20 protein-coding genes are annotated in these 25,275 nt (G+C 57.5%); 14 read left to right on the top strand and 6 right to left on the bottom strand.

Annotated elements, in window-relative coordinates; genetic code table 11:
* Positions 1-275: 275 nt before the first annotated feature.
* On the top strand, positions 276-650 hold the full coding sequence (locus tag HG15A2_RS00525) for a hypothetical protein (protein ID WP_145056790.1): 375 nt from the start codon (positions 276-278) through the stop codon (positions 648-650).
* Positions 651-691: 41 nt separating this feature from the next.
* On the opposite strand, the gene HG15A2_RS00520 is transcribed toward HG15A2_RS00525, so the two are convergent.
* Positions 692-4,447: a bifunctional proline dehydrogenase/L-glutamate gamma-semialdehyde dehydrogenase gene (locus tag HG15A2_RS00520; RefSeq protein WP_145056788.1), complete on the bottom strand. Its 3,756-nt coding sequence runs from the start codon at positions 4,445-4,447 to the stop codon at positions 692-694.
* Between the two features lie 206 nt (positions 4,448-4,653).
* Complete coding sequence (locus HG15A2_RS00515) at positions 4,654-5,976, bottom strand: formylmethanofuran dehydrogenase subunit B (protein WP_145056786.1); 1,323 nt, start codon at positions 5,974-5,976, stop codon at positions 4,654-4,656.
* Between the two features lie 110 nt (positions 5,977-6,086).
* Here HG15A2_RS00515 and HG15A2_RS00510 point away from each other — a divergent pair, with 110 nt between their 5' ends.
* A complete protein-coding gene (locus HG15A2_RS00510; protein ID WP_218932214.1) occupies positions 6,087-7,361 on the top strand; it encodes a molybdopterin molybdotransferase MoeA in 1,275 nt (424 codons plus the stop codon).
* Between the two features lie 93 nt (positions 7,362-7,454).
* Here HG15A2_RS00510 and HG15A2_RS00505 read toward each other — a convergent pair whose 3' ends face one another.
* Positions 7,455-8,291 (bottom strand): formylmethanofuran dehydrogenase subunit C, encoded by an 837-nt coding sequence (locus tag HG15A2_RS00505; protein ID WP_145056784.1) that lies wholly within the window; start codon positions 8,289-8,291, stop codon positions 7,455-7,457.
* A gap of 174 nt (positions 8,292-8,465) precedes the next feature.
* On the opposite strand from HG15A2_RS00505, the gene mobA reads away from it, so the two are divergent.
* Complete coding sequence (mobA, locus tag HG15A2_RS00500; protein ID WP_145056782.1) at positions 8,466-9,092, top strand: molybdenum cofactor guanylyltransferase; 627 nt, start codon at positions 8,466-8,468, stop codon at positions 9,090-9,092.
* A 249-nt stretch (positions 9,093-9,341) separates the two neighbouring features.
* On the opposite strand, the gene HG15A2_RS00495 is transcribed toward mobA, so the two are convergent.
* On the bottom strand, positions 9,342-10,631 hold the full coding sequence (locus tag HG15A2_RS00495) for an IS1182 family transposase (protein ID WP_145056780.1): 1,290 nt from the start codon (positions 10,629-10,631) through the stop codon (positions 9,342-9,344).
* A 116-nt stretch (positions 10,632-10,747) separates the two neighbouring features.
* Positions 10,748-12,406, bottom strand: a complete 1,659-nt coding sequence (locus HG15A2_RS00490) for a formylmethanofuran dehydrogenase subunit A (RefSeq protein WP_145056777.1) — start codon at positions 12,404-12,406, stop codon at positions 10,748-10,750.
* A gap of 345 nt (positions 12,407-12,751) precedes the next feature.
* Between HG15A2_RS00490 and fhcD the strand changes: the two genes are divergently transcribed.
* The 4 genes from fhcD (at position 12,752) to HG15A2_RS00470 (ending at position 16,027) form a co-directional block, all read left to right on the top strand.
* Positions 12,752-13,654, top strand: coding sequence for a formylmethanofuran--tetrahydromethanopterin N-formyltransferase (gene fhcD / locus HG15A2_RS00485; protein ID WP_246117843.1), 903 nt, complete (start codon positions 12,752-12,754; stop codon positions 13,652-13,654).
* On the top strand, positions 13,651-14,505 hold the full coding sequence (locus HG15A2_RS00480; protein ID WP_145056773.1) for a substrate-binding domain-containing protein: 855 nt from the start codon (positions 13,651-13,653) through the stop codon (positions 14,503-14,505). The genes fhcD and HG15A2_RS00480 overlap by 4 nt, the downstream gene beginning before the upstream one ends.
* Positions 14,506-14,556: 51 nt before the next feature.
* Complete coding sequence (locus HG15A2_RS00475; protein ID WP_145056771.1) at positions 14,557-15,249, top strand: ABC transporter permease; 693 nt, start codon at positions 14,557-14,559, stop codon at positions 15,247-15,249.
* 187 nt (positions 15,250-15,436) lie between these two features.
* A complete protein-coding gene (locus tag HG15A2_RS00470; protein ID WP_145056769.1) occupies positions 15,437-16,027 on the top strand; it encodes an ATP-binding cassette domain-containing protein in 591 nt (196 codons plus the stop codon).
* Between the two features lie 38 nt (positions 16,028-16,065).
* Here HG15A2_RS00470 and HG15A2_RS00465 read toward each other — a convergent pair whose 3' ends face one another.
* Complete coding sequence (locus tag HG15A2_RS00465) at positions 16,066-17,532, bottom strand: sulfatase (RefSeq protein WP_315851211.1); 1,467 nt, start codon at positions 17,530-17,532, stop codon at positions 16,066-16,068.
* A 169-nt stretch (positions 17,533-17,701) separates the two neighbouring features.
* Here HG15A2_RS00465 and HG15A2_RS23700 point away from each other — a divergent pair, with 169 nt between their 5' ends.
* From HG15A2_RS23700 to HG15A2_RS00430, 7 genes are all read left to right on the top strand, one after another.
* Positions 17,702-18,493 (top strand): alpha/beta hydrolase, encoded by a 792-nt coding sequence (locus tag HG15A2_RS23700; RefSeq protein WP_246117842.1) that lies wholly within the window; start codon positions 17,702-17,704, stop codon positions 18,491-18,493.
* Between the two features lie 70 nt (positions 18,494-18,563).
* The gene (locus HG15A2_RS00455; RefSeq protein WP_145056765.1) at positions 18,564-19,391 is read left to right on the top strand and encodes an Fpg/Nei family DNA glycosylase; all 828 of its coding nucleotides are present in this window, start codon (positions 18,564-18,566) and stop codon (positions 19,389-19,391) included.
* Positions 19,392-19,629: 238 nt separating this feature from the next.
* Positions 19,630-21,300: a serine/threonine-protein kinase gene (locus HG15A2_RS00450; RefSeq protein ID WP_145056764.1), complete on the top strand. Its 1,671-nt coding sequence runs from the start codon at positions 19,630-19,632 to the stop codon at positions 21,298-21,300.
* Positions 21,301-21,774: 474 nt separating this feature from the next.
* A complete protein-coding gene (locus tag HG15A2_RS00445) occupies positions 21,775-22,275 on the top strand; it encodes a 3-hydroxyacyl-ACP dehydratase FabZ family protein (RefSeq protein ID WP_145056762.1) in 501 nt (166 codons plus the stop codon).
* A gap of 135 nt (positions 22,276-22,410) precedes the next feature.
* The gene (locus tag HG15A2_RS00440) at positions 22,411-22,800 is read left to right on the top strand and encodes an acyl carrier protein (RefSeq protein ID WP_145056760.1); all 390 of its coding nucleotides are present in this window, start codon (positions 22,411-22,413) and stop codon (positions 22,798-22,800) included.
* Positions 22,801-22,970: 170 nt separating this feature from the next.
* Positions 22,971-23,489 carry a 3-hydroxyacyl-ACP dehydratase FabZ family protein gene (locus HG15A2_RS00435; RefSeq protein ID WP_145056758.1) on the top strand — a complete coding sequence of 173 codons (519 nt, stop codon included), beginning with the start codon at positions 22,971-22,973 and terminating at the stop codon, positions 23,487-23,489.
* A gap of 216 nt (positions 23,490-23,705) precedes the next feature.
* The gene (locus tag HG15A2_RS00430) at positions 23,706-24,998 is read left to right on the top strand and encodes a beta-ketoacyl-[acyl-carrier-protein] synthase family protein (protein WP_145056756.1); all 1,293 of its coding nucleotides are present in this window, start codon (positions 23,706-23,708) and stop codon (positions 24,996-24,998) included.
* Positions 24,999-25,275: the final 277 nt, after the last annotated feature.

Genomic DNA, 25,275 nt, shown 5'->3' with positions numbered 1-25,275 from the left:
TGGGTGATTCGGTGATTAGAGCGAGCCCCTATTCGAGCCAGAATCTCCACTACAATGGGCAAGTAAAAGTACGGCGCCCGTGCGATGACCGACCCTGCGTTCTGTAAATCGACTGCACTGTGGAGTGCGTTATTGGGTTGTAGAGTCTGCCATTGCCTCGCTATGCGGCTCTTCAAAAGGGCGCGCTCCTCCGGATTGGATCAACGTTGACGGGGTCGGCTAAGCCGCAAGCGGCAGTTGCGAACCTTCCCTAGGGTAGCGTTGTCCACCTCCGCATGGGTTCTTCTACCACTACCGATTGCGAGACCGACACAGCTTGCACGACTCTTGCTAGGTCGCTTGCGCCAGAAGAGGTGCGCGTAAACGATTGGGTGGGCGTGCTCTACGAAGTGTGCGAGCTGCCGCTAATCATGTGGGAGTGTGGCGTTGAGGCCACCGAGCGAGAAGAGATTGTGCGCTTGGCGATCACTCCCTACGGCGATTGCGAGCCACTCCACGTGCGTGCTGTGTGCCTGCCGTTCGTGTTAGTGAAGCCCAAGAAGGGGAAGGTGCGACAAATCGACGTGCGCCGCCAGCGGCTCGCGAGGCTCGACCCGGCGTTTGCTAAAGTCTGGGCGCAAAAAAGCCGCAAGAAGAAGCGGAAGAAGTAGAGAATATAGCCGTCGTTGTCTCGGCATCGGGACAATGGCGGCTAACTCTTGAGCTCTCCGCTCCGCAGGCCCAGGTTCCCATAACGATGATACACGTGCGAGATCGATTGCTCGCGGAAGTACCACAGCAGTTCTATTCGGCCGTGCTCGCTTACCGGAGTGTCGGCAACGTAAAGTAGCGCATCGGCCGCGGCCTTCCGGACTGCAGCGGGCACCCGCGTCGGGTCGGCATAGCGTAGCCGACCGACTTCTCGCTGTGCCGTCCTTTGCGCCAATTCCTTATCGGACTCTACGAGGAATTCCACCTGCGGTGACCAAGCACTAACGATTTCTTTCAGGCGAGACACAGCACTCATCGCCTCGCCTGTCAAATCTGACGGCACGCTGACGGTCGTCTCACAACCGGCTGCGCGAGCGCCGGCGACACGGGCGTAGACTTGCCAGGGGGTGTCTTCGCTGTGGACGCGGATGCGGAGTTGTTCAACAGGAAGATAGCGGCGGATGTTGTCTTCGCCGAGGAGCTGGAAGTGGTCGTGTGTGCTGAGGAATTCCTCCTCGGCCCACTGTTCGTAGCTAGCGAGAGTTGCGGTGAGAGTGGGATCGTTGATTGCCGTGCAGAGTTGTTGGTAGGCTTCCCACTGGGGCTGAGTTGGTTCGGTAGTTATTGATTCTGTGTCGGGGCTCCGGTGAGCTGTTAGCTCGCGGCTATTTTCCGCTGGTGAGTTCTTCGTCCCCTCTCCACCTTCCGCCTTGGTTGCAAAATTCATCAGCGTTGCGACGTAGTTGGGGCCACCAGCTTTTACGCCGGGGCCGACGGCGCTTTTGCCCATGCCACCAAACGGTTGGCGGAGCACAATCGCGCCGGTCGTAGAGCGATTGACGTAGAGATTCCCCGCCAGTAAGCCACGCTTCCAGATCTCGTGTTCACGATGATCGAGACTCTCTAGTCCTGAAGTCAGCCCATAACCCGTCGCGTTGACCAGCTCGATCGCATGTTCGAGATCCTTCACGCACATCACACCCAACACAGGGCCGAACAGTTCGGTGTTGTGGGTATAGCTTCCGGGAGTGACGCCCCACTTCACGCCGGGTGCGACAAGGTTGGGGTTGTCGTCCACGTGCAGGCGCGGCATGACGGCCCAGGTTTCGTCGTCTTCGAGGTCTTTCAAGCCCTGTTCCAAATCTCCGCTGGGGGGGCGAATCAACGGGCCGATTTTTGTGGAGAGGTTCCAGGCCGAGCCGACCCGCAGGCTCTCGACCGCGTCGCAAAGCATGTCTCTAAATTTCTGATCGTTGTAGACTTCCTCCTCCAAAAGCAACAACGACGTGGCGGAACATTTTTGCCCGCCGTGGCTGAAGGCGGAGTGCAGCACGTTCTTGATCGCTAAATCGCGATCGGCCAAGGCGGTGACAATCGTGGCATTCTTGCCGCCGGTTTCGGCTAGCAAGTTCATCGCCGGTTTGGCGGCGAGCATTTTTTCAGCGGTTGAAGTGCCGCCGGTGAGGATCACGGCATCGATCGTCTCGTGCGTGACCAGTTGGTGCCCGACGGTGCCGCCACGCCCCGTGAGGAACTGCAATGCTTCTTTAGGCACACCTGCCTCCCAGAAGCACTCGCAAACACGATAGGCAATCATGGCGGTGTCGGAAGCGGGTTTGATGATCGTGGTGTTACCGGCCGCCAGCGCCGCGGCGACGCCTCCGCAAGGAATCGCCAGCGGGAAGTTCCAGGGCGATACCACGGCAACCACGCCTTTGCCGCTGGGTGTAAGGCCCTCCAGCTTGTGAAAATCCATGGCCGATTGACCATAGTAACGGCAGAAGTCGATCGCTTCGGAGACTTCCGGGTCGCTCTCAGCGAGGGTTTTGCCCCCCTCGGCAAGCATCGCACCCATCAGATCGCCACGGCGGCGGGCGATTTCCTCGGCGACGCGCTCGAGGATTTCCCGTCGCTGGGCAACCGGCAGTTGTCGCCAGCCAGTAGGATCGTCTACGGCGCAGGCCACCGCGTCTGTGATATCTTCGTTGGTACCCTCACGGTAGCGGGCGACCACCTTATCGGGACGCGAAGGGTCGACCGTGTCGTTGACTTTGCGATCGTCGAAGATCTCCTTGCCCGCGACCACCAGCGGCACGTCTGCAGCGCGGTGATGCTCTGGCCCATCGCTGTGTCTCGATAGCCAGCGCTCGGCGATTCCCTGGGCCCACTCACCATTCTGCGGCAACGACCAATCGGTGTCGGGGACATTGTTGAAGGTATCACTTCCTCGTAGCGAACGGATCAGCGCTGGTTCTGCTTCGGTATCATTGCGGTCTTGCGTGCGATTGGGCTCCTCGCTCACCGAATCGATTTGCCTAAACGCCTGCAAAAAACCTTCCTCGAGCATTTCCCACTCGTCATCGCCGACTTTCAAACTAAATGCGTGGCGCAGGAAGTTTTCTTCTCCTGTGTTCTCGTCCAGACGGCGCACCAGATAGCCAATCGCGTGTACAAAGTCTTCTTGCGTGCAAGCCGGCGCGTAAAGCAACATGTTCTTGGAAAGCTCGAACATTGCCCGTCGCTGGTGGTTGGCCATCCCCTCGAGCATTTCGAACTGCACGAGGTCAAGAGCTTCTGCCTCGAATGCAAGTACCAGCCCGTAGGCCAGCGAGAAGAGATTGTGCGACGCGACTCCGATGCGCACCGCAGCGATATTCTCCGGCTGGAACCCATACTGCAGCATCTTGAGATAGTTCGCGTCAGTCTCGATCTTGTTCGTGAAGGGGGCGACCGGCCAGCCGAACAGGCTTGCTTCCACGCGTTCCATTTCCATGTTCGCGCCTTTCACCAAACGAATCGTCACGGGCGACTTGCCGGCGGCAACGCGCTGGCGTGCCCACTCCGTGATGCACTTTTGTGTGGCAAACGAATCAGGGAGGTACGCTTGCAGGGCGATGCCCGCGCGGACGTTTTCCACCCCCGGCCGATCAAGCGTGCGCATGAAAACCTCGGCGGTGATTTGCTTGTCGCGATACTCCTCCATGTCTAAGTAAACGAACTTCGTCGATTCGCTACCGTCGGGTAAAGTGAATTTGTGCCTGACCGCAGCCCGGTAGAGCAGTTCCATCCGGTCGCAAATCACCGAGATGGTGCGCTCGCGGGCAATGGGCGAAATCTGCGAGTAGATCGTGGAAATTTTTACCGAGATGACTTCCACTTCTGGCCGGCTTAGCGCCCGCAGGTAACTTTGCAAACGTCGCTGGGCTTCTTTCTCGCCGAGTAGCGCCTCGCCCAGCACGTTCACGTTCATCCGCAAACCTTCCTTATGGCGTTCGATCAAATGCTTTTTGAGTAGTTGCTCTTCGGCGGGCAGTACCACGTTGGCCGTCTCGTGCTGCATTTTCTCTTTCACCAACGGCATCGCCACGCCAGGCAGGTAGCTGCCAAAGTTTTGAAAGCCTTTGAGCATCGCCTTGTCGAACACGCCAAAAAACCGCGGAATGCCCTGCACGTCGAGAATGTTCACCAATTGATTAGCCGAGCGGCTCGATGAGTGCGAGCGAAATGCCTGATCGGTCATCTGCATCAACGTCTGTTTGTCTGCAGGCGACTGGATCATCTCGTCTAGCTCGTGCTGCTGATGCTTCTCTGCCGGCGTTTGCAGCTCGGAGGCACGACGTTGCAGCTCTCGGGCGAGAAAAACTGCCTGTTTGACGCGGCGGTTAGGTGCGCTTTCGGCGATGGCTGCATCGCTAAGCAAGTCTCGCACGCGCGAATGCACGTGTTGGAGCGCGTCTGTGGCTTGTTGTTCTGGCATGTGTCTTTCAAGGGGTGGTTAAGTCTCGCTGACCTCGTTCCCACGTTCCCACGCGGGAAGGGACTCAGATTTAAACTACGGCGAAACCGCAAGTGTCGCGGGTAACACAGATCATGCCGTTGCGATTGCGATTTCGCGGCGGGAATGGTTGGATATCGCGTCCCCACTCAGGAGTGTGGGTACGAGGGGAGGCGCTATCGGAATGACTAATTTAGTACCCGCTCTAGAATCCCCTGCAGCACCTGTTCGTCGCTGGGCAGGTCGCTTTGCAAGACGGCACGTAGTGGAATGGGGACTTCATCCATACGGTAGGCCGTTCCCTCGTAGTGTAGACCATACACGCCGGTCGTAAACTGGACCGTCGGCTGAAAGGAACATTCCCTGCCAGGATAGTCGAGCACAATTGTGGGAACCGTTTTTAGATATTCCTGCTCCGAGGGCGACAGTTTCGCGACACCCTCGCTGCCGACAATCACCACGGCATCGACCTCTTTGCGTTCGAGTAAGCTGCCGGCTGTGTACTCGCCCGGGTTGTAACGCGGATAGCCGCGGGCCAAATTGACGCCGAAGGGAAAACCGGTTTGCCAAGTGAGCACGCTGTCCGCGCCAGATACGTCGCCCGGAATGCGCATGCGCCGAGCGATGAAGCGAGTGTGGTCGTTGAGCTCGGTGACAAGTTGCAGTAGTGCTTCGATCGTGGCGTGGGGGACGCTCGTGTGCGTGATGCCAAATCCAAAAAAGACTGCGCCGTAGTGGCAGGTTCGCAGCAGTTTGGCTAAGTGTTCGATCTGTTCGAGTTCGACTCCCCCGATTGATCCCCCGACTGACGTCGAGGGTTGGTTGGTGTGAATGGGGCCACCGACCCCGAGTGGTTTGCCTTGGGTGAGCATTCTTAAGGCGCAAAGCAGTTCAAAGTCGCCGCCCGGTTCCACCTGAATGAAAATGTCTGCCAACTCTGCCGTCTTTGTTTTCTCAGTATCAACGACGATGAGCTTGCGATCCTTACGACCACCGGGAATGAACTGGCCGGGAGCGTCGACAAAGCGTTCGATGTGGCGTGGGTGACTCACTAGCGGATTGCTTCCCCAGTAGATGACCAAGTCGCTACGATGCCGCACTTCGCCCAAGCTGGCGGTGCTCTCGCCCACCTGCTGCAAGGCCATGATCGATGCTGCGTGGCAAGTCGAGGCGGTGGTGTCGATCACGGCGCCCAATTTGTCTGCCAGGCGAACCGCCGCTCGATGGCCGGGCGTGCTACTGCGCGACATACCGTAGACCAGTGGTGCGCGGCTGTTCGCGAGGATTTCGGCGGCGCACTGTAGTTTCTCTTCTAACCCCAAGGTTTGCGCCGGGAGCTGCTTCTTGTGAGAAACCAATGACGCAGCGTCGGTGAGTTCTAAGAACGCTGGTTCGCCTAGGGTGCAAAGATTCTTGTGCGAGACAATTTGGTTATCGCGCACTTCCAAAGAGATATCATCGCAAACGCAACCGCAGACAGTGCAGGCAACATCGTGGTGGGTTTTTGTCACGGACAATTGAATATCTCAATTCGATGAAAGTAGCTCGCGGGCTACTTGGATCGCGCATATCGACTATCATAGCTAACTCGAACCCAGCCGACTACACAAGCCAATCATCTATGCGTTCTTCAAATACTCACCCCAATGCCGCCCACCCCAATGCAGACGTGCGCATGCGCGGATTCGCTGTGCGATCAACCGTCCAGCAAGCACTCGCTTGGCTCGATGAACACTGTCCGTCGACTACTGAACTGATGCAAGAATTGATCTCGCTAAGTGATGCAGCGGGTCGAGTGCTTGCGGAAAACGTGAACAGCACGGTCGATGTGCCGCAGTTTCGGCGGGCGATGATGGATGGTTTTGCGCTGCACGCGGAAAACACGCGGGGAGCAGGCTCTGAAAATCGCTTGCGTCTAGAGATTATCGGAGATTGCTTCCCGGGCGAGGCGTTTGCTGGGGAAGTCGCTCCTGGTCAAGCAGTGCGCATCATGACCGGCGCGCCCCTGCCCGCCGGTGCCGATGCGGTGCTGCCGGCTGAGCGGTGTGAATTCCACGATTCTCAACTGTTCGTGCTGGATGAGATCGCTGCCGGCAAACATGTCGGTACGATTGGGGAGGACATAACCGCCGGCACTGAAGTTTTCCAAGCAGGCCGGCAGCTACGAGCGCAAGACGTGGGTGTGCTCTCTTCGATTGGCTGCCCGGCGGTCAAGGTTGTGCAGCGTCCCCGCGTACGAATTGTGATTACCGGCAACGAATTGCTTCCCACCGGCACAACCCCAGCGGGCTGCCAGATCGCCGATGCGAACGGGCCGATGCTTGCTGCACTCGTAAATCGCGATGGCGGTATGACATCTGGTCCTGATCTCGTGCCCGATGATCGCGACGCGATTCTCGCCGCATTGAAATCTGATGCGGAAGTCATACTCGTGTCAGGCGGTTCGAGCGTCGGCCAGGAAGACTACGCACCGACACTACTAGCGGAACACGGGGAGCTAGGCATCCACGGCATTCACATGCGCCCAGGGAGCCCGACTGGCATGGGCACGCTTGATGGCCGGCTTGTGATTCTGCTGCCGGGCAATCCAGTATCGTGCTTGTGCGCTTATGATTTTTTCGCTGGCCGTGCGATTCGCCAACTCGGCGGGCGCAGCGCAAATTGGCCGTACCGTTCCGTGCAAGGAACAGTGGCCAGCAAACTCATGTCTCCCTTGGGCCGTCTTGTGTACGCGCGAGTGGCGTTCAATCCCAAGAACAGCTGGGTTGAACCGATCACAAATAGCGGTTCCTCGGTCTTGAGTAGCACCACACGGGCCGATGGTTTTGTCGTGATTCCAGCCGACAGTGAAGGCTACGACGAGGGGACTGAGGTCGGTGTGTTCTTGTACGACTGAAGTGGGGGTAGGGTACTGCCGAGTGGAGCGAGGCATACCGAACACAGGATTCATGGTACGCCTCGCTCCACTCGACGATACCCTACCTTCGCCTTACGCCGCGTGGCGCACCAGCACTTCGCCGCGGCCGAGCGCTACCATGTCGCCGTGATAGAGATCGTACTGGGCGGCCAGCAACTCAGCAGGGATTGCAAAATCAAGAGCACGGATTTCTCGCAGTAGCAAACTCACGAATTGCGGCTGAGCGGTACAAGCGTACTTGAAGCTAGGGAGCATCTTCGGCGGTGGATTCTTCGGGGAGTTGCCGCCAAGCAAAGCAATGGTGCCGCGACGCATGCCTGCGCCGTGCCGAATGCCGCTTTCGCCGAGCACAATCACGGTGCCGGCAATCATATTGAAGCCAATCACATCGCCAGCGTTGCCGCCGATAACAATGGTGCCGCGGCGCATGGTGAGACCGATCTCGTTGCCAGCGTTGCTATCCACAAGTATCGTACCGCCGCACATCCCTTTTGTAGAACCACGATACGCCGCGCCGACCAAGTGGCCCGCGTTACCATGCACGTGAATGAGCCCGGCTTTCATTTCCGCGCCAACCCAGTCGCCGGCATCGCCATGCACGTGAATCGTGCCACCGGTCATCTCGCTACCGACATGCCGGCCTGCATTGCCGTGAATGTGGATCTCACCAGAGTCCATATGCGCACCGATCCAATGCACGCCGGACAGGTCGCCATGGAAGTCGAAGCAATGGTCAGCCGAATCTCCTTCGACATCAAAAAACTCTGCCAGCGGCAACTTTCTGTTGCCGTGATAGATTTCAAACGCCTTGATCTGGTCAAGCGACTTGTCCACCGCCCAGGTAGGCGTGAAGTTTTCGATCTCGACAGGGACCGTCGTTTCGCCGATGTAGGTAAGCTTGAGAGCCATGACGCTTGTCGCACGGGTGGCGGAGGATTGCTACAGCTACAATAATTGGCTCTCGCAAAGGCGCAAAGGCGCTAAGGGATTTCACAGTAGGATTACCCCCACAACCAACTTTGCGTCTTAGCGCCTTCGCGAGAATTTGTACTCAGTTGGGGTGATGTGTGTCGGGAGACAAGAATGGATAACCAGTACGGCGCGATCGTCCTCTGCGGAGGCAAATCGACTCGCATGGGCAGTGCGAAAGCGCTGCTGCCCTTCGGGCCAGAACTGATGCTGCAGCGCGTGGTGCGCATCGTTGGGGAAGTCGTTCCGACGGAAAACATCGTGGTGGTGGCAGCGGTGGGACAAGAGTTGCCTGAACTGCCTAGCGGCGTCGCGATCACCTACGACGAAAATCCCGGACGCGGCCCGCTAGAAGGGCTAGCCGCGGGACTACTAGCGCTGCCTGAGAATATCGAAGCGGCCTACGCCACGAGCTGCGACGTGCCACTACTGGTGCCAGGATTCGTGGAGCGGCTGTTTGCGTTACTCCACAAAATTGACAACACCGAGCACGACATCGCTGTGGCGAAGGACCAAAAGTTCCACCATCCCTTGGCGGCCGTTTATCGAACTTGTGTGCTGCCCAATGTTGAAGCGCTACTCGCGGCGGATCGCCTGCGGCCGTTCTTCTTGTTTGAAGAATGTGACACGCGCGAAGTGCCGGTCGAAGAGCTGCACACGGTTGACTCGCATTTGCGGAGCTTAATGAATTGCAATACGCCGGAGGAGTATGAAGCGGCGTTGCGGGTAGCGGGGCTGTAGGGTCCGCTGTGCGGACCAAGAGCAACGATGGTCGCGACGGAACTAGGGGTGAGTGCCGGAGAGATACCAGCCAGCACGCTGGTCCGCACAGAGGCCGTGAATTTTTCTCAACCGGGCCTGAGGTCCTAGTGCTCGGGGGTTCTTTCTTGAAAGGTTGGTTGTGTCGTTGTTAAACACCCCTGTTTGCTAAAGTTGCTTGGGATGCTGACGACCCGATGGCGTTGGCATCCTTGCCTGATCATCACAAGCTTACCCGGTCGCTTGCCGCCGTAAATCAAGTGTTCTCTGGAAGTTGTGCGCTAGTGCCTGCCATAAACAGATCGCTCTGGCTTTCAGCAACCCTCGAACCGGGAACTGACCCAGCCCCCGATTCCGACAGCCGGCGTTGGGGAACTCAGCAGTCGCACTGCGCTGCTGATAGATCTCTTTCGCTGTGGAAGTGCCCATCCGGGCACGCCACCGCTTGACCTCTTCGCTATCGCCTTTCACCGGAGCAAACGGGTCGATCCCCTTGGACTCCTTACGTGTTTGCTCCATGATCGGCAGGTACGTTGTGATACCCGCCTGCTCAAGGGCAGTAATGTCGTCCAGCTTCACGAAGCCCCCATCGGCCAGGTACTGCTCGGGAGCCTGCTGGTAGCGCCGCTCAAGTTGATCAATCAAGGGCTTCATCTGACCACCGTCAGTCCCCGCATTGACCACATCCACACCAGCAATCACCAGCGTATCGGTCGTCGTCGCAAACTGTACGTTATAGGCCGGACGAAAGCCCCCATCGGCCATCTTCATCTTGCGTGCTTCGGGGTCGGTGGTCGAAGCGCGTGCTTCGCTACCAGAACCCTTCTTACGACGCTCCATTTTCGGAACGAGCGTTTCACGCTCTTCTAAAGCCGCTTCAATACGCTCCTGCCGCTCACGAGCCGCACGCACCCGTGCTGCCTGTTCACGACGGTTCTCAACCCCGACATCTTCTTCGCTCTCCCTCTGAAGTGTTTCCAGATGTTGCTCCGCCTGGGCGAGGCATTCATCGAGGGTGGGCTTCCTGCGGAAGGAACTCGAACTGGCCGATGCGCGAACACGCATCCCGTCTTGGGCCAGGCTGTTGAGTTCAATGAGTCCCTGGTGCAGCAGCGTGGCCACGCTTTGAGTGAGCAGGTCGTCGAGAAACTCATGGTGTTGGGTGCGAAAGTCGCTCAGCGTATGGTAATTCACGCTCACTTCGCCACAGATCCACAGGTAAGCCAAGTGTTCTTGGCAGAGCTTAGCGAGTCGACGAGCGGAGGTGACTCCCTCGACGGTGGCGAAGAGCCACAACGAGAGGAGAATCTTTGGATCGATCGGATTGCGACCAGCATTCCCATCCACCGCCTTAATCTTCTGATACAAGAGCGTCAGGTCGAGTCCTTCCACGTAGGCCCAAATCAGTCGCGCTGCGTGATCTTCAGCAAGCAAGTGATCGAGTGCGAGCGGGCGAAACTCGATCTGTCGTCGCTCAGCACGCTGAAAACGGGCCGTGCCGGTCTGTGTGGTACGTTCCATCAAGAACCTCCATCGCAAAGCATGTTAGAATCAAAGCAGTCACCGATTCTAAATTCTTAGCTGCCGAGTAGGTAGCTGAATAATTCACAAGCTCACAGCGGACCCTACTTGCCCTTTCACCGCCCCGCCACTACTTCCGACCTGTGCAAGTAACTATCATCCACCGGATAGTTCCGCCACTGAATCGAATAATACTCCTCGAACCACGCTTGAATATCCGTTTCCACGCCGGTGTCATACTCCGGCAGAACGTGCAGGGTTTTACCGTTTCTCGGGTCGCGCATGTCGCCTTGGTCGACGATGATCTCGCCGTCCTTAATCACCAGTCGTGGTAGCTCGAACATCGTTTCTTTGTTCTCATGGGGCGTGTAGACGGTGATGTCCGCGTCGGCACCGGGGGCGAGGTGGCCCTTGTTTTTTAGGCCGAGGATTCTCGCCGGGCCGGCGCGGGTGATGATGGCGATCTCGTTGAGCGTGTACTCGCGCTCGATGTCGCCGAGCGTGCAACGGTCTTTCACCCGCGGGTGGCACGTCTTGATGACATCTTTGCGGTACTGGCGATCCATCAGGTAGCGGATGATCTGCGGGTACGCCAGGAACGATCCGCCGTTGGGGTGGTCGGTGCTCATGACCACGCGCCACGGGTCTTCGACCTGCAAGTACCATTCGAGGCCGATCGCCCACTGCAGCGCGTGCACCAGACTCTTGTTCTTGTACTTGATTGGAGTGATGCCGCAGCCGGCTTCCATCTCGGTGTCGCCGCTGTACCACTTGCCGCCGTACACATTGGAAAGGAAGTACCCCAGCGGCCCATCGCCGGTCATGCTGGTCGTCTCGCCGAACAGCACCTGGCCGACGTCGACGGTAATGTTGTCGTGCGTGTTGACGTACTCGGCCAGCTGGGTGACTTTCGAGTTAAACGTATTCTCGTCCGCGTCGCCGCCGCCGTAGCTGTGGAACTGGATGTGCGTGAGGTGCCCCTTGTGACCGTTCAGCGCCTTCATCGTTTCGAGCGTGGTTTCCCAATTGCCCGGCATGCCGAGATTGTTGCAGTGTATGTGTACCGGATGGGGTAGACCCAGCTCGTTGGCGGCCTGGGTCACTTGGCTGACGATCTGTCGGGGAGTGACGTTGAAGTGGTCGACCTCAGAGTCCAGCCCGTGTACGTTGCCGGCTTGCTTCTGTTTCCAAACCTCCACGCCGCCCGGGTTGACGAGCTTCGGCGCGAAGCCTTTGGTGGATTTAAGTAGCCAACCGATGAATGCTTTCAGTTTTTGCGGCTCGTTCTCCGCGATGCTTTTCATCACGTAGTGGTTATTTCCCATTAACACGTAGAAGCCCTTATCGATGCAGGGCGTATCGTCGAACTCTTCGTGCGCGTGACGGGCACCTAGCGGCAGAATGGCCGCGTCGAAAGCAGTCGTGTAACCCAGGCCGGCGTACTTGTAACCGGTGGCGAACGTGCTGGGCACGCTGCCCATCGTGCCGCTGCGTGTGTTGGTAGTTCGGTGGACGACCTCCGAGGCGCGCTTTTCCTCGGGGCGCATCTTGCGGGCCGTATTGACCTTCGGCCCGGCGATGTGGCAGTGCATGTCGATGCCGCCCGGCATGACAACCAGGCCTTGCGCATCGATCGTGCGGTTGGGCTTCACGCTGGCGTCTTCCGGCGGGGCAACGATCTTACCGTCGGAGATCCAAATGTCGCGCGTGGCGCCATCGACATCGTTGGCCGGATCGTGAATCGTGCCGCCGGCAATCTTAATGTAGTCGGTCATGTTTGGGGCGCTAATTGGAGGGCGCTAGGCACCTGCTGATGAGTGGGAACGCATATTGTAGATGTTCGCAAGAGGACATGACAGCGCGAATCGAAAGGGGAAGGTCGAAGGGAGAGCAGCAGTTGGAGAACTGAAACTAGCCGCAGACTAACAGTCTGCCGGGACCTTGCGAGCGAGTGTTGAATCGAACTTGGCCCCGGCGACTTGTTTAGTCGCGGCTATTTTGATTCCCCAAACGAGTATTTCTCTTTCGGCATTCCTCTATTCCCTTTCATGGCAGTGCTTGTCACCAAAGCTCGCGACAGCGATGATGAGCGATGATTCAATCCTTTCACTTGTCTCGCCATGCAAGCCGCCGCCATGAAAATCGGCTCCACCGAAATTCTTGACACGTTCGCTGAAGCGTTTCGCATGCGCTACACGCGGTTGGTCATCTCGGCGATCGACGATTACTGGCTGGACGCCGCCTTGAATGAACTTTGCGGCTATGGTTCCAGTGTGATCGCGTGTGACGCTGAGGTGGGCGTCGATCAGCGAATCCCTGCAAGTGAGTCGCCCGACGGTCGTCCGGCAGCGGTGGTCCTTGCGTTTGGGTTTTCGACGGAAGCCCTCTCCAAGGCGATTCCAAATCGCGTCGGCCAGTGCGTTATGACCTGCCCGACGACAGCCGTGTTCAATGGGTTAGAAGAAGCAGAGGAAACCATTCCCCTTGGCAAACATTTACGTTACTTCGGCGATGGGCTTCAAAAGAGCAAGGTAATCTCTGGGACGCGTTACTGGCGCATTCCCGTGATGGATGGCGAGTTCCTGGTAGAGGAAAATGTCGGCATCGGCAAAGGCGTGGCTGGTGGGAACATCATCTTGCAGGGCACCGACCAAATCACGGCGCTCAATGCGGCCCGTCGCGCGAGTGAAGCGATTCGCGACATGCCGGGCGTGATCGCACCTTTTCCGGGCGGCGTCGTACGCAGCGGCAGCAAAGTGGGCTCGCGATACAAGAAACTGGTGGCCAGCATTAACGAAGCCTTCTGCCCCACATTGCGGGGTCGCGTTGAAACAAAGCTCGTTGACCGCGCGAACGCTTGTTACGAAATCGTCGTAAACGGCATTGATGAGGAAGCAGTCGCCAGTGCCATGAAAGTGCTGCTCAACGAAGCGGCTGGCGATGGTGTACTCGCCATCGGCGCGGGCAACTATGGTGGGAAGCTCGGAAAGTTTCATTTTAAATTGCATGAGTTGTTGAAGTGAGGCTCATCACCCTATCACTTTTCGTCGCACTGGGTCTGCTCTCGGTTGGCTGCCAGGCAGAGCATGCGCCTTCTGCACTTCGCCTAGCCACGACCACAAGCACTCGAGATTCAGGTCTGCTTGAAGAATTGCTAACTACATTTGAGAAACAACACCAGGTGCGCGTCGATGTGGTTGCCGCGGGCACAGGCAAGGCGCTGAAGCTTGGCGAAGCAGGTGACGTGGATGTGCTCTTGGTCCATGCGCCGGAAGCGGAAGAGGCGTTTATGGCAGCCGGGCATGGCACGCGGCGGGAAGCGGTAATGAGCAATACCTTCCTGATTATCGGCCCGGCCGACGATCCGGCGAATATTCGCGATCTGCCACCGGAAGAAGCGCTTCAGCGAATCGCCAGCCAGCAGGCAAGATTTTTGTCTCGCGGCGACGACAGTGGCACCCACCAACGCGAACTGCAACTTTGGAAAGCAGCTGACGGGCGACCGGACTGGAGCGACTACATCGAAACAGGGCAGGGTATGGGTGCTACTCTTACCATTGCCGATGAAATGCAAGGCTACACGCTTACCGACCGTGGCACCTTTCTGAAGTTTTCCCGCTTAGGAAGACTAAGCAAGATCGAGCTCGTGCCTTTGGTTTCTGGTACTGTTAAAGAACTCCCAGAATTTGCTAATCCCTATAGTGTGATCGTCGTTGATCCGCAGAAGAACGAAGCAAGAGGCTCGAAACTCGCCAACGCATTTGCCGACTTTTTGATCTCTGACATTGCGCAACAAGTGATACGTGAATTCAAAATCGAGGGTGAGATACTGTTCACCCCCAATAACCTGTTAAACGTAGGCCGGAACGAGTAGTACGAGTTCCGGCCTACAACATTGCACCTACCCGGCATCAGCCCACACCCTATGAACCTCGTCTGGCAAGGCCTTCGTGAAGCGTTTCATTTGATTGTGTCTGGTGATCCGCTGGTACTTTCGGCAGCATGGCGGAGCGTTTGGATTTCGACCACCGCGGTCGCCATTGCCGCAATACTGGGTTTGCCGTTGGGCGTGTTGCTGGCTCGTAAGCAGTTTGCCGGGCAAGCGACGCTGGTGCTTCTCGCTCGCGTGGCAATGGCACTGCCGACCGTGTTCGTGGGGATGCTGTGCTACGCGATGTTCTCCCGCCGCGGGCCGTTGGGGCCGTTGGAATTGTTGTACTCGCCGTGGGGAATCGTGGCCGGCGAACTGCTGCTGGCGTTGCCTATTGTGATTGGGCTCACCCACGGAGCGATAAAGTCGCTTGATCCTCGCGTGGGCGAAACGGCATTCACGCTCGGCGCCTCACCCTGGAAACGCGGGCTCACCTATTTGTCTGAAGCGCGCACCGGTGTACTGCTGGCAATCATGACCGCTTTCGCCCGTTGTGTTACTGAGCTGGGCATCGCGATGATCGTCGGCGGGAACTTGAAAGACCGTACCAGAACACTCGCTACGGCTACCGCCTTAGAAACGGGCCGCGGCGAATTCGCTCGCGGCCTGGCGATGAGCTCGATATTGTTGCTTGTTGCTCTCGGCGCATTTTTCATTACGACGCGATTGACTAGAGAGAAAAACTGACACACCCATTGTGGTACAATCTCCCCTCGTTCCCATGCTCCTGCGTGGTAACGGGATATCCAGCCGCTCCGCCCGCGGCGCTATTCACCACTGTCGAGAAACGTTCACCCTCTGCGCCAATTCGAAGGCCGCAGAGCGGCAGTGACTTACGTTCCCACGCGGGAGCGTGGGAACGAGAGCATAACTCATGATCCATCTCGAACAATTTCAAGTCATTCGCGACGGAAAGTCGATTTGCGAAGTCCAACATCTCGACATTGCCGCTGGCGAACGCATCGCGATTCTCGGCGTCAATGGCGCTGGGAAGACGACGCTGCTGCGCGCACTTGCGGGGCTAGAGTCAGGCTATCGAGGTCAGCTTCGCATCGAGTGCCCGCTGGCGTCGCGCACCTATGTGCATCAACAACCGTTGTTGTTCCGCGGCACGGTGCGCTCAAACGTGGCTTACGGACTCAAATCCATGAGTGCTTTTCACTGGCTTGGCAAACTGGGCCTTGCCGAGCTAGCCGAGCGCGACGCAAACACGCTCTCGGGTGGTGAGCGCCGTCGTGTGGCTCTCGCCCGAGCGCTAGCCACTGGGCCGAAGCTACTCCTTCTCGATGAGCCGCTTGCCGAATTGGACGAAATGGCTGCTGGGCTCGTTTCGGAAACTCTGCATGACCTAGCAGACACAACGATTGTGACAGTCAGTCCTACGCCGTTGCCCGACGGGTTTCCGGTTGATCGGCAGATTGAGCTGACTCATAACGAGGGGAAGAAGTCAGCCGCCGGGCGTTAGCCCACAGTTCTTGCTCCTCTTGCAGGAAAAACCGGGCGTCAACGCGTGGCGGCTGATTCTTGTGACCGCCCCAAGCGCTCTCGTAGTCTTTCCTTGAGCGATTCGACCAACTCAGGCTCATTGGCGGCGATGTTCTTCGTTTCTTTCGCAGCACTGGTGTGGTCGTAAAGTTCTGAGCTACCGTCGTTGTGAACAATCAGGCGGTGGGACTCTGTGCGTAGCGTCTGGTTGGCTTTGTTGTAAGAGACCGCCGCGTGACCTTTTGTTGACGGGTCTTCGAGCTGCGGTCGTAAAGAAACGCTTGCTAGAGGATTATCAATAAGAAACGCGGGCGGGGCAATGCCCGCTAAGTCGCATAGCGTGGGGTAGAGATCCCTGGTTTCCACTAGGGCGTCGGTCGCTTGCCCCGCTTGCTTGATGCCAGGGTAGCGAATGATCAGCGGGGAGTGCAGCGACTCCTCAAAAAGCGTGTGCTTGCCCCAAACAGCGTGTTCACCCAGATGCCAACCATGATCGCCCCAGAGAACGACGATCGTGTTTTGAGCCGCGTCGCTGTCGCTAAGAGCTTTAGTAAGGCGGCCTACTTGAGCGTCAGCGTAGCTCACACACGCGGCGTAGTGCTTGCGCACTTCGATGGCAAACGCGGGGTCGTCGTTGGGATTGCGTTCCCAACGGTTGTAACTCATGAACTCACCCGAGCGATGCCAGGTGGTCTTGCCGGCAGGTTTGTTGGGATGGGGCGTGGGCGGAAGCGTCACGTTCTCGTAGGGCTTCATGTATTTCGCAGGCGCGCCGAAAGGTAAGTGAGGCCTGAGGATGCCGACCGCTAAGAAGAAAGGCTGCGATGGCTTGGCGGTTAGCTCGTCGAGTTGCTCCAGCGCAACATCCAGGCTGACGCCATCGGGGTAGATCGTGTCAGGTCCAGCAAGAGATTGAAACACATCCATGCCACCGTTCTGCTGACGAATTTCACCGTTTGCCAACCCATGCATCCAACCACGTGGGTGTTGCCAAGGGCCGCTGGGGAGCAAGTGCCGATCCCACGCGTCGGGCATCTCTAGCTGCGACTCATCATCCCAATCGGGCCCGCCACGTCCGCCCGGATGATGCGATACCTTGCCCACCGACACCGTTGTATAGCCTTGCTGCCGAAACCATGCCGGCATGCTGGGCAAGACTTCTGCCGACTTCGCCTCCAACTTTGCAGCCCTTTGAAAAAGGGCACCGTTGCCGCCGGGCCCGTAGCACCCAGTTAGCAAGGCATAGCGTGAAGCGCCGCAAGTAGGAGCTTGCACAAAGTGGCGCCGGAATAAACGACCTTCGGTCGCCAGGCGGTCGATATTCGGCGAGTGAATATAGTCTACGCCGTAGCATGCCAACTCGGGCCGAAGATCGTCCACGCAAATCAACAGAACGTTGAGCGGTGCTTTCTTAGCTTGCAACGGAGTGCTGCCGATGACCAAAGTGAATGTCGTTAGCAGGAAAAGCAGAGTTCTGGTCGCCACGGCAGGTCTTTCGAGGGGATTCCGTCTGAATACTTCTTCCAATGGTAAGGGATCGAGAGCAAGTTTGCGAAGGATATTATTGTTGCTACTTGTGACCTCCAGTGCATTTTCTCTACAACACAACGAGCAAATAGGAGAGGCTGTCCAACGAATTTTGAGGAACCCATGTATGACACATAGTCTTCTTAACCGTCGGATTGCGTTCGTTCTATTTTTCGCGTGCGCTTTTCCAGCTGGTGCGACTGAGGTCACAGAGGCCCCTTCAGTCGATGTCTTTCTCGAAGACAATAAGCAGCAACGGTACTTTCTCATTGGTCTTGAAGAACAGAAAGCTCCGCCAGAAGGGTACGGAATTGTGGTCGTCATGCCCGGTGGCGACGGCAGCGCGGACTTCAACCCGTTCGTCAAACGCATTTGGCAACAGGCGCTGCCGGAGGGGTATCTCGTGGCTCAGCCGGTTGCCTTGAAGTGGACACCGCAGCAGCAAATTGCGTGGCCGATAGCGAAGAACAAAGCGAAGGGCATGAAATTCTCAACGGAGCAGTTCGTCGAAGCGATTCTCGATGATGTGATCCAACGGGTTGGAGAAGCGGGCGGCAAAATCAATCCGCAGCGAATCTTTACTTTAACTTGGTCCTCCAGCGGCCCGGTAGCGTACGCGATTTCGCTATCGAGTAAACGCGTGAAGGGCTCGCTCATAGCAATGAGTGTGTTCAAGCCTAGGGAACTTCCACCGCTCAAAAATGCGAAAGGCCACGCGTACTACTTGCTGCACTCCCGCGACGACCGTGTGTGCCCGTACCGCATGGCGGAGCAAGCCGCCAAGGTGCTGAGCCGAGCCGATGCTGAGGTAACGCTCGTCCCTTACGAAGGCGGCCACGGCTGGCACGGGGATGTGTTCGGGGAGATTCGTACTGGGGTGGAGTGGCTGGAGGAACGTGTGGGAACAGTAGAAGATTGAGGTACCGGCGTTCATACTCTGCTGCTTCACTCCTAGTATATTTATACACTCGCCAAAAGAGTACCCACTCATGCCTGAAGGCCACACAATTCACCGCTTGGCGCGCGATCACAATCGCGACTTCGTTGGACAGAAGCTTCGAGTCAGCTCGCCGCAAGGGAGGTTCGAGGATCAAGCCAAGCTGATTAATGGGCGCGCCCTGGAGTCGGTCGAAGCTTACGGCAAGCATCTATTCTATCACTGGAAGAAGGCTGCGAAGCGGCCAGCGACCGCACTGCACATTCACCTTGGTCTCTACGGTAAGTTCCAAAGTTACAAGCTACCTGCACCCGAACCGCGTGGGGCAGTACGCGTTCGAATTGTCGGCGAGAAGAAGGCGTTCGACTTGCGGGGGCCCAACACGTGCGAGTTGCTCAACCAGATGCAAGTGACTGCCATCTACGATCGGCTCGGCCCCGATCCGTTACGCAAAGATGCGAACCCCGAACTGGCTTGGCATAAAATAAGCAAGAGCCGCTCTGCTATGGGAACGCTGCTACTCAATCAAGCCGTGATCGCGGGCGTGGGAAATGTTTACAGGGCCGAAGTCTTGCACCTACTGAAACTACATCCCGAGCAACCGGGCAATTCACTTAGCCGTGCGGAGTTTGACGAGCTGTGGCAGCTACTGGTGGACCTACTAAGTACCGGCGTGAAGTACAACCGCATTATAGTGGCCAGCGCTGCCGACATCGGCAAACCGCCCAGCAAGATGAATCGCGAAGAAAGGCTGTTGGTCTACAAGCACCAGTGGTGCGGCCGCTGTGATGCAGAAATCGAAACGGCAACAGTTGGCTCAAGGAAAATTTACTTTTGCCCGAGGTGTCAAAGGTTGCGATGCAGGAGTGGGCAGGAGTGAAGTCGCGATTGAGCACCTAATCGCCGTTAGTGGCCTGTCCCGAGCGCAGCCGAGGGGCTTAGCTACAGTATCCTTCCGACGTCGGTGCACTTGAGAGCAAGGAGCTTTTTCATCGATTCCCCGACGAGCCGTTGGCTCGCGGCTATTTGTGGGGTGAAAAACACTCGAATTGCCGCTCGCGTGATTCCAAGTAGAATGGAGAGAGCAGGGGCGCTACTTTACTCTTTCTTTCAATTGGATGACTGATCCTCTTTCCCGTCGCTCGCGCATTGGACCCTTTGCTTTGGAAGCGCCCCTCGGGGGTGAGCTGGCCGGCGGGGCCGATAGCAATGTGCTGCGCGGAGTACATCTGGAGCTGAAGCGGTCGATGGCCGTCAAGCTGATCGACCCGGCGGTTGTCAAAGACACACTCGGCGGGAACTCGTTCATGGAGGATGTGCGCCGACTGCAAAAGCTGGAGCATCCGCGACTGGTGCGGCTGCTGGGGGGAGCCATCGATGGGGGGCAACCCTACCTGGCGCTCGAACTGGTTGAAGGGGAATCCCTCGCCGAACTGCTCGAGCGCCGGGGGAAACTTGCCTGGGAGCCCGCCGTGGAAATCGCTCAGGCGATAGGCGAAGGGCTTGTCTATCTTCATAGCAAGCAGGTCGTCCATCGGCGGCTTACCCCTGCACATGTGCTGCTACCAACCGAGGCAAGCGAAGAGGGCGAGATCGGCTTAAGAATCACTGGACTGGATGCCACCTGGGCAGATCGCGATGAGGTGCTCGGACTGCGATCGCCGATGAGCAAGGCCCACTATCTTTCGCCGGAGCAATTCCGCGGGCGAAAGTCGAAGGACTTGCCGGCCTGCGACCTGTTTAGCTTGGGAGTGATTCTCTATCGCTGCTTGACTGGCGTGTTTCCCTGGCCGGCCGACACGCCAGAAGAGTTGATCGAAGCGCGACGCATTGCCCCGGCGGCGCGGGTATCGGCCACGGTGCTCGACGCGCCGGTTTGGCTGGACGCTTTGGTGAAAAATCTGCTGGCTGTGAAACGGTCTGAGCGATTCGCCACGGCTGAGGAAGCGCACCGGGCAATTGTCAACGCGCGCCGCAAGGTAGCTGCCGGCGTAGGAGCGGCTGCACATGGTTGGTCGGGCAAGCAAGGTGGGCTGTCGGTAGACGACGACAGCGGAGAACTCAAGCGAATTCGCCGGAAGAAAACTCGCAAGAAAGATGACTCGCCATTCTACGAACGGGCTTGGTTTCTGGCATTGTGCTTGACGGGTCTCATCGGCGTGGGCACCTGGACGATGATGCCTGACAGCGAGGCGGCACTGTTTGCCAAAGCCCAGCCGTTGATGGCTTCCGACGACCCAAGCGATTGGGAGCAGGCCGACTCACTCTACCTGGATGAGCTGCGCGAGCGGTTCCCTCAGTCTGAGGAAGCTCCATCCGAATATACGGAGCAACTCGTCGAGTTCGATCTACGACTGGAAATGTTTCGCGCCATGCGGAAGGTCGAAAACCCAGGGCTGAGTCGGCGGTCGAAGCAATCCGAAGCGCAGCGACGCTTTGCCGACGCTTTGCGCTACGAGGAGTTCGGCGATCGGCTCTCCGCGTGGCAAAAGTTTGAAGCGGTGAGCAAGCTGTTTAGCAAGAGCGAGGAATTGGAAGACCGGGCGTTTGCGAAGCTGGCGGAGGAGCACGCGCGTGCCATTGCTGCTGATCGCGATAGCCAGAGCGACCTGACGACATTGATCGAAGGCAAGATCGCGGAGGCGGCAAGACTGATCGACGAGGGCAAACGACTCGAAGCGCGCCGCTTACTTAGTGGGATTGAATCTTTGTACGGGGAGAACCGCGAGCAGGTTGCGCTGGTCGAGTTGGCCCGAGAGCGGCTACGTGACCTAGATGCAGGTAGTTGATTGGCGACTCGTTGTTGTCAATCTGCCCCTGAGCCCAATCAGGGTACTCGCTACGCAAGGCTCGTGAGATAAGGCTGCGAGCATAGATCCACATTACGTTCGCAGTCGAAAGTTGCTCGGCGGGCGACTTCTCCCGCAGCACGCCTGCTGTCTTTTCATGAGTGCTGTCGTGCCCCGCTGGAGTAGCAGAAGACGGGAGGATTGCGGGCGGCTGATTCGGCATAATCCTCAGACTGCCCCAGAAATCGCCTTTCGACACACCCCCCTTTGCACTATTCTTCGTTCCGCCCTCCTCCTTCCGCCCTCGCCTCTGCCCGTTGTGGGCCTTTGGCGACCCGGCTATATTGTTAGGCTCGCTGCGGGGCTCGCCCTGCTTGTGAATAGTGCCTAGATCGCCACCCGAGAGCTGACGCACCCCTGTGGTGGGCTTGTCGAACTCTCGGCACCTGGAATAGATAGCTTGGATTCGTTGTTATGAAGTTTTCTTTGCTCGATCGAATTTGCTCTTTCGAGCCAGATACCGAACTCACCGCCGTGAAGAACGTAACGCTCAGCGAAGAGTACTTGGCGGATCACTTCCCCGAGTTCCCCGTTTTGCCGGGCGTGTTCATGCTGGAAGCGGCTACCCAAGCTTCGGCTTGGCTGGTGCGCCTAAGCGAGGACTTCGCCCATAGCATAATTACCCTGCAAGAAGCCAAGTCGCTGCGATTTGTCGATTTCGTAACGCCGGGCAAGACGCTTACCATCAGCGTGCAGCAATCCAAACGAGAAGGAAACATTATTGGCATGAAGTTCCGTGGCACGGTCGATGATCGGCTGTGCGTGAGCGGGCGACTCTCGGTCGAGTGCGCCAATTTGGCTGACGATGATCCATTGCAAGCAGAGTTGGACGGACGGATGATCGAAGTGCAACGCGGACAATGCGAGGTGCTTACCCGAGTGATGAATGCCGCGGAAGCGGTTGCCACCGTTTAGACGTGCCGTCCCTAAACTAATTCAACAAGTAGCCCAGAGTCATAAAGCCCGAGTCATCAAGCAATATCACGAGCATTCCTAATCTAGTTTCGCAACTGTTGGGGGCTCAGACACCGCTGGAGGTTAATCAGTACGATGCCGTCTCAAGAAGAAATCTTTGAAAAAGTCCAAGAAGCCCTCGTCGATGCCCTTGGGGTTGATGACGACGAAGTTACGCCGACCGCCACGTTACGCGGCGATCTCGATGCGGAGTCGATTGACTTCCTGGACATCGTGTTCCGCCTGGAAAAGTCGTTCGACATCAAAATCGAACGAGGTGAGCTGTTCCCCGAAGACCTGTTCAATGACACGCAATATGTCGATGACGGAAAAATGAACCCGGCGGGTATCGCGGCGCTCAAGGAGCGCATGCCGTTTGCTGACCTGAGCAAGTTTGAAGCGAACCCGGCCGTACAAAACTTGGCAGAGCAGCTGACCGTACAAGACCTGTGCAACTTTGTGGATCACAAGCTGAAGGCTGCTTAGTTTTGTCCTTCTTGTAGGTGTTCATGTCATTCCGAAGAGAGTGTTACGAACGAGGAATCCGGTTTGCCCTAGTGTTGAGTCAACAACTTGGGAGAGCGAGTCCCTCAGTCGGCGAACCTCCTCTCTGAATCACATACCGATAGTCCGTTCCCTTTCAGAGACTTTTCTCTATGCGTTGGTTTTGGATTGACCGATTTACGGAGTTCGTCAGCGGATCGCACGCTGTAGCGTGTAAGGGCGTATCGCTGGCTGAAGATCACTTGCACGATCACTTCGTCGGCTATCCGCTGATGCCTAACTCGCTGGTGACCGAGGGCATCGCCCAGGCAGGCGGGTTGCTGGTGAGCGAACACTACAAATTTGCTGAGTTAGTGGTGCTCGCGAAGCTGGCCAAGGCGAAGTTCCACAGCCGCGTCCGCCCAGGCGAAACGCTTACCTATCGCGTGAATGCCGACTGGATTCGTGCCGATAGTGCCCAAGTTACGGCAACCGCCCACGTGGGCGAACGATTGCACGCTGAGGTGCAGCTGATGTACGCTCGACTTGGGGAAGAAATCGAGGCAAAGATTGGGGCAGCGCTGTTCAAGCCGACCGACTTGCGGCACTGGTTGAACTTGGTACGCGTGTTCGAGATCGGAGTTGATGGCGAGGGAAATCGACTGAAACGCGAGAATTACCCGCTGAATTAGGGTAACTGGCCAGAAGTCCCCGTTTCGCGGCTGAGCTTGCTCCGCACGAAAAGCCTGTTGAGTGGGCCAATTGCGGAGCAAGCTCGGCCGCGAAATTCTTATTGGTAACAGCAAGATGCCAAGTGCCCATAGCTGACAGCCTACGGGCAATCGCTTATTCTTACGTAGAGCGAGTCCCCCCTTACTTTCAAGCGTTTCCCTAAGCAGGCCTCTCCTATGCGTCGTCGTGTTGTTGTTACTGGTACTGGTTGTGTCACGCCATTAGGCACTTCGCCTGAGGAGCTCTGGAACAACTTGCTTGCCTGCAAGTCGGGCGTGGCCCGTTCGGAGCAGTTGGCCAAGGCAAATTTCCCTACCCAAATTGCGGCCGAAGTGCGCGACTGGTCGATCGCTTCGGTGGGTGAAGACCCAGCAGCCTGGCAAAACCGTGGTAGGCACACACGGTTCGCTGCCGGGGCGGCTAAGCAGGCGATGGAAGCTTCTGGCATTGCGGGCACGCTCGAACCGACACGCCTGGGCGTCTATCTGGGTGCGGGCGAAGGACAGCAAGACTTTCTCCGCTTCGCACAAATGGTGGTCAACGCCACGGCCGGTGGCAACGGCACGGAGCCGGGTGAGTTTTCGCTGAAAAGGTTTATCGAAACGGGTTTGGAAATTCTCGATCCGGTCGCGGAACTCGAACAGGAACCGAACATGCCAGCCGCGTATCTTGCCGGTATGTTCGATGCGCAAGGGCCCAACGTAAACTGCCTCACCGCCTGCGCCGCTAGCAGCCAAGCGATTGGCGAAGCCACGGAGATCATCCGGCGCGGCGAGGCGGATGCCATGCTCTCCGGCGGCGCGCACAGCATGATTCATCCGTTTGGTGTCACCGGTTTTAATTTATTAACCGCTTTGAGCGAAAGCAACGACGAGCCCGAGAAGGCCAGTCGCCCGTTTGACCTCAACCGCGATGGCTTCGTGTTGGGCGAAGGTGGTTCGATGGTGGTGCTGGAAGAGTACGAGCACGCCAAGGCACGCGGCGCGCAGATTCTTGGAGAAATCGCCGGCTATGGCACCACGGCCGATGCGTTTCGTATTACCGACACGCACCCCGAAGGCCGCGGCGGCACTGCCTGCATGAAAATGGCGATGGCCGATGCGGGCAAGAACCCTGAGGAAATTGACTATGTGAACGCCCACGGCACTTCGACATCCGTGAACGACAAAGTGGAAACCCTGGCGATCAAGCTGTCGATGGGCGACCACGCCTACAAAGTGCCGGTCAGTAGCACCAAGAGCATGACTGGGCACCTGATTGCCGCGGCCGGAGCTACGGAGCTAATCATCTGCCTGAACGCTCTAGCCAACAACATCGTGCCACCCACGATTAACTACGAAACGCCCGACCCCAACTGCGACTTAGACTACGTACCCAACGCTCCACGGGACCACAAGTGCAGTACGGTCGCTACCAATAGCTTTGGGTTTGGTGGGCAGAACATTACGCTTGTGGTGAGTGAAGTGTGAGCTGTCAGTAGTTCGCAATTGGTTAGTTGTTAGCCGACGACCTTCGTCGCCGCGAACTCTCGATTGCGAATTAGCACTACCCGCTTTTTGGACTGTCGATCTCGTCCAGACCGGGCGGCGAGCAAGCTCGACGACTAACGAAACTTTATTCTCAGAAGCTCTCTCTCACTCACTCACTTCATTCCACAAAAAAAGCCAACCGCCTAACATGCTTCCTTGCATGCTATTGGCGGTTGGCGTATTCGTGCTTCCTTGCACGTGTTCTTACAGTTCGACG

This window comes from Adhaeretor mobilis (genome assembly GCF_007741515.1).
GTDB lineage: Bacteria > Planctomycetota > Planctomycetia > Pirellulales > Lacipirellulaceae > Adhaeretor > Adhaeretor mobilis.
This window is presented reverse-complemented; position numbering and strand designations above follow the sequence as displayed.